The sequence below is a fragment of the Trinickia sp. genome (assembly GCF_036503415.1).
In the GTDB taxonomy this organism is placed as follows: domain Bacteria; phylum Pseudomonadota; class Gammaproteobacteria; order Burkholderiales; family Burkholderiaceae; genus Trinickia.
The window spans coordinates 1-5,168 of sequence record NZ_DASXWY010000198.1 but is presented as its reverse complement, the minus strand read 5'-3'; the positions used below and the strand labels follow the sequence as shown (position 1 = coordinate 5,168).

At 63.9% G+C, this 5,168-nt stretch carries 6 protein-coding genes; 2 read left to right on the top strand and 4 right to left on the bottom strand.

Features of this window, described 5'->3' with window-relative positions:
* Nucleotides 1–104: NAD-dependent epimerase/dehydratase family protein (locus VGL01_RS23555; protein WP_331573676.1), on the bottom strand; the 104-nt coding region annotated here is incomplete at its 3' end.
* 213 nt (nt 105–317) lie between these two features.
* Between VGL01_RS23555 and VGL01_RS23550 the strand changes: the two genes are divergently transcribed.
* Together VGL01_RS23550 and cysC are read left to right on the top strand one after the other, a co-directional pair.
* Nucleotides 318–1,163, top strand: a complete 846-nt coding sequence (locus VGL01_RS23550) for a symmetrical bis(5'-nucleosyl)-tetraphosphatase (protein WP_331573674.1) — start codon at nt 318–320, stop codon at nt 1,161–1,163.
* Between the two features lie 156 nt (nt 1,164–1,319).
* Nucleotides 1,320–1,874: an adenylyl-sulfate kinase gene (gene cysC / locus VGL01_RS23545; protein WP_331573672.1), complete on the top strand. Its 555-nt coding sequence runs from the start codon at nt 1,320–1,322 to the stop codon at nt 1,872–1,874.
* On the opposite strand, the gene VGL01_RS23540 is transcribed toward cysC, so the two are convergent.
* The 3 genes from VGL01_RS23540 to VGL01_RS23530 all read right to left on the bottom strand — a co-directional run bounded on the left by VGL01_RS23540 (nt 1,871) and on the right by VGL01_RS23530 (nt 5,115).
* Nucleotides 1,871–2,677 (bottom strand): lysophospholipid acyltransferase family protein, encoded by an 807-nt coding sequence (locus tag VGL01_RS23540; RefSeq protein ID WP_331573670.1) that lies wholly within the window; start codon nt 2,675–2,677, stop codon nt 1,871–1,873. The two genes, cysC and VGL01_RS23540, sit on opposite strands and share 4 nt — an antisense overlap.
* Nucleotides 2,678–2,711: 34 nt before the next feature.
* Nucleotides 2,712–3,989, bottom strand: a complete 1,278-nt coding sequence (locus VGL01_RS23535) for a dihydroorotase (RefSeq protein ID WP_331573668.1) — start codon at nt 3,987–3,989, stop codon at nt 2,712–2,714.
* Between the two features lie 103 nt (nt 3,990–4,092).
* The gene (locus tag VGL01_RS23530; RefSeq protein ID WP_331573666.1) at nt 4,093–5,115 is read right to left on the bottom strand and encodes an aspartate carbamoyltransferase catalytic subunit; all 1,023 of its coding nucleotides are present in this window, start codon (nt 5,113–5,115) and stop codon (nt 4,093–4,095) included.
* Between the last annotated feature and the right edge of the window lie 53 nt (nt 5,116–5,168).

Here is a 5,168-nt window from a genome sequence, read left to right as displayed (position 1 = left end):
TACGTCAGTTTGTCGACGTTCAGGACAGCTTCTTGCGAATCGCGCAGCCAATCCAACACGAAATTGGCGCCGATGAAACCGGCGCCGCCGGTGACCAGGATCATGGGGTTCCTCAAAATTGCGCGGCCCGCGACGCGTCAGCGGGACTTTGCGTACAATGCCCCCTCGCCGAAATTCCGTTCGACGGCTCGCTCTTTGCTGGCGGTGCGGTGATCCAAATATCGCCCGCGCCGCTGCTCAGTTTGGCCAAATAATCAGCTAATTATACGGCTGCAGGCCTGCAAGACTTTAGAGAGCCGTCCATTCCATTTGCCTATCTGACCATGGACACGCTTGCCGCCCCCATTGCTTTCGGCGATCTGCAGGGATGCCTCGCACCCTTTCGCCGCCTTCTCGCCAGGCTTTCCCCGCCCGGCGATACACCGCTTTGGTTCGCCGGCGACCTCATCAACCGCGGCCCGGATTCGCTCGCCACACTACGGGAAATAGCAGGGTTCGGCGCGCGGGCGAAGGTCGTGCTCGGCAACCACGATATGCATGTGCTGGCCGTCTCGGCTGGCATACGCCGTCAGAAGGCGGACGATACGTTCGGCGATATCCTGACGGCGCCCGATGCGCAGGAGCTGCTCGACTGGCTTCGGCAGCGGCCGTTCGCCCATCTGGAAAACGGCACACTGATGGTCCATGCGGGTGTCCTGCCGCAGTGGGACACGGCGCTCGTGCTCGAACTCGCCGACGAATTGGGGCGGGCGCTGCGCGCGCCGAACTGGCAGGAAACGCTTGCGGCACTCTACGAGAAGGGGCCCAATCGCTGGTCGCCCGATCTCTCGCGCGTGGACCGGTTGCGCGTTGCCTTCAACGCCTTCACGCGCGTGCGCTTCTGCACCCCTGGCGGCGACATGGAGTTCAGTGCGAACGGCACCCTCGAAAACGGCCCGACGGGTTTTGTGCCGTGGTTCGACGCACCCGATCGCCGCACGTCGGACACCACCATCGTGTTCGGACACTGGGCTGCGCTCGGCGTCCTCATGCGCGACAACCTGATCGGGCTCGATTCGGGCTGCGTGTGGGGCAATCGTCTGACGGCCGTCCGCCTCACGCGCGATCCGGCCGCGCGCACCGTCGCGCAAGAGGAATGCACCGATTGCCGAAACAATCGGTAACCGCGCCGCGCTTTGCGCGCCCGCAAATTTTCATAGAATGCAGTGTTTCGCAATAGAGCAGGAGTCACCTTGGAAGGCACCCCCTTTCCATCAACAGACGCATCGTCCCGCGAGCTTTCGCAAAACCTGGCGAGCGTGAGCGGCGCCACGCAGCCCATCGTTTCGACCGGCGAGCGCGGCGGCGTCCTCTGGATGACGGGCCTCTCGGGCGCCGGCAAATCGACGCTCGCTCATGCCGTCAAGGAACGGCTCGAAGCGAGGCGCTGCATGGTAGTGGTGCTCGATGGGGACATCCTGCGTACCGGCCTGAATTCGAACCTCGGCTTCAGCCACGCCGACCGTCTGGAAAACGTCCGCCGCACCGCCGAAGTGGCCGCGCTATTCAAAAACGCGGGATTCGTCGTGATCGGCGCGCTGATTTCGCCGGCGCGCGAGCATCGCAGTCTTGCGCGTTCGATCGTCGGCGAGCGCTTCTTCGAAGTGCACGTCGCCAGCAGTCTTGCCGTATGCGAATCGCGGGACCCGAAAGGACTCTATTCACGTGCGCGACGCGGCGAGTTGCCTGAGTTCACGGGCGTATCGTCGCCCTATGAGGCCCCCGTCTCGCCCGATCTGACGATCGATACGGCCGGTCTCACGATCGATGATTCCGTCGCGCGGTTCGAGTCATTCATTCAAGCGAACATCGCGCCGGTGCGCTTTGCGGTTTAACGCTGATCGTATTCGGCACCAAGCGGTGCCGTATCCGAAGCGCTCGGCGCCATGGCCGGCGCCGGTTGCGATGGCCTCAATCGAGCAAGACCGGCCGCCACGGCATCTCTAGCCCTCGCCGCCAGCACGCGCCTGTCCTCTACCGCGTCGATTGCGTCGCCCACGTACAAGTGCGCCGTCAACGGACCGCCGCGCAAGACGGCATCGACCGATTCGCCCAGCGACATATCGCCGATATAAGCGGGCGCCGTCGATTGCCGGCCCTCGGCATCCTCGTATAAAAGGCAGATGGGCTGCACGCGGCAACCGGCCGAAACAGCCGCTTGAAACAGGTTCGAGTGAAACGGCAACAAGTCGAGACCATCCGAGGTCGTGCCTTCGGGAAACATGCACATCACCTCGCCCGCTTGCAGCCGCGCCGCCATCTCGTGCATCGTGCGATGGGCGTCTCTGCGCTTTTCCCGGTGCACGAAGATCGTGCCCAATTGATGCGCGAGCCAGCCGACGATAGGCCAATGGCGCACTTCGGCCTTCGAAACGAACGGCGTCGGCCGCCACGCATTGATGACATAAATATCGAGCCACGAGACGTGGTTGCCGACCACCAGCGCACCGTGGTCGAGCCGCGCCTCGTCATGATGCACGACGAGTTTGACGCCCGCGAGGCGCAGCACCTTGAGCGACCACGCGCGGATGAGCACGAGCTTGCGCTCGGGCGAGGCGTGCGGAAAGCGTGTCGCGACGATCCACATCCCGTGCAGCAGGTGCAGCCCCAGCCGGGCCTTGGCAAGCGCGAGTTTCATTCGAGTCGGTCCATTCGGATCGGCAGGGACGCGCTCACACGCGCTCGTAGGCGAGACGGCCCGCGACGATCGTCGCCATCACATGGCCCGGCAGTTCGTAGCCCAGAAACGGCGTGTTGTGACCTTGGCTCTTCAACACGCGCGGCTCGACGCGCCAGTGCGCGCTCGCATCGAAAACGCACAGATCGGCCACGGCACCCACTTCGATGCGCCCCGCGGGCAGCTTGAGCACATCGGCCGGTGCGGCGGTGATCCGGCTCAATGCCTTCGCCAGCGGAATGCGTGCTTCCTGGGCCCATTTCACCGTCAGCGAGAGCAGCAGCTCGAGGCCGGTCGCGCCCGGGGTCGCTTCGCCGAAGGGCAACAGCTTTTCGTCGTCGTCGACAGGCGTGTGATTCGATGCAATCGCATCGATGGTGCCGTCCGCCAGGCCCGCACGGATCGCCTCGCGATCGCGTTGCCCGCGCAACGGCGGATCGAGCCGGAATTGCGCGTCGAAGTAACCGATGTCGACGTCGATCAGATGGACGTGGTTCGCGGAGACATCGCATGTGACGCGCAACCCTTCGGCCTTGGCTTCTCGCACGAGCGCGATACCGGCCGCCGACGATAGTTGCGGCAGATGCACGCGCGCACCGGTCACGCGCATCAATTCGAAGATCGTATGCAGTGCGATCGTCTCGGCTGCAACGGGCACGCCCGGCAAACCGAGCCGCGAAGCAACCGCGCCGCTCGCCGCCACGCCGCCCTTGGCGAGATAGGCATCCAGCGGCCGCAGCCATACGGTGTAGTCATACGTGCTCGCATACTGCAACGCGCGCAGGAGCACCTGTGTATCGACGACGGGCACATCGGCCTGCGAAAACCCGATACAACCGGCTTCGGTCAGCTCGACCATCTCGGTGATGACCTGCCCCTTCAAGCCGACGGTCAGCGCGCCAAGCGGATACACGTGCACGCGCTCGAGGCTGCTCGCGCGGAACTTCAACATGTCGACGAGACCGGGCTCGTCGAGTACGGGCTCGGTATCGGGCGGACATACGAGGCTCGTCACGCCGCCAGCGAGCGCCGCGGCGGTTTCCGACTCGAGCGTGGCGCGATATTCGTTGCCGGGCTCGCGCAGCCGCGCGGACAAATCGACGAGACCCGGCACGACGTGGCGCCCTTTCGCATCGACGCGCTTCGCAGCATCGAAACCGGCCGGTGCGGCGCCGATCGCCGCGATCTTGCCCTCGTCGATGAATACATCGGCCCGCGCCTCGCTGCCCGCCACCGGGTCGATCAACGTGCCGCCTTCGATATGAATCTTCATGCGCTGCCTTCTTTATTCCGTCCGTCTTTGTTTTCGCATTCCCGCGCGCGTACCTGCCGCCGGTGCATCGGCGCGGGCTAGCGCCACGATCGGGCAGACCGTCTCAATCGTTGTTGCCTGCCACGATGCCCATCACGGCCATGCGCACGGCGATGCCGAACGTCACCTGATCGAGAATCACCGATTGCGGGCCGTCCGCCACTTGCGAATCGATCTCGACGCCGCGGTTCATCGGCCCCGGGTGCATCACGATCGCATCGGGCTGGGCAAGCGCAAGACGTTCGGGCGTCAACCCCCAGCTCTTGAAATACTCCTGCGCCGAAGGCAACAGCGCCCCGCTCATCCGTTCGTTCTGCAGCCGCAGCATGATGATGACGTCGACACCCTTCAATCCCTCGTCGAGATTGTTGAACACACGCACACCCATCTGTTCGAGCCCGCCCGGCAACAGCGTGCGTGGGCCGATCGCGCGTACCTCCGGCACGCCTAGCGTGGTGAGCGCATGGATATCGGAGCGCGCAACGCGCGAATGCAGAATGTCGCCGACGATCGCCACGCGCAGATTCGTGAAATCCCGCTTGTAATGACGAATCGTGTACATGTCGAGGAGGCCCTGCGTCGGATGCGCATGGCGCCCGTCGCCGGCATTGATGACGTGCACGTGCGGCGCGCAGTGCTGCGCAATCAGATAAGGGGCCCCGCTCGATGCATGGCGAACGACGAACATATCGGCATGCATCGCCGACAGATTGTTGATCGTATCGAGCAACGATTCGCCTTTGCTCGTCGACGATGCATTGATGTTCAGGTTGATGACGTCGGCCGACAAGCGCTTGGCGGCAATCTCGAAGGTGGTCCGCGTGCGCGTCGAGTTCTCGAAGAACAGGTTGAAGACGGACTTGCCGCGCAAGAGCGGCACCTTCTTCACCTCACGATCGGTGACACTCACGAACTGCTCGGCCGTATCGAGAATGTGCGTGACGATCGCGCGCGGCAATCCCTCGATCGTCAGCAGATGCTTGAGCTCGCCGTTTTTCGTCAGTTGCGGATTGCCCTTCAGGAAACCGTAGCGAAAACGGTCTGCCGAAGTTGCATGGTCGGCCTGCCCCGGGGTGACGGTGTTCATATTCTGCCTGCTGCAAACGTGGGTCGGGTAGCGTGCATGAGCGTGCGCGCGTC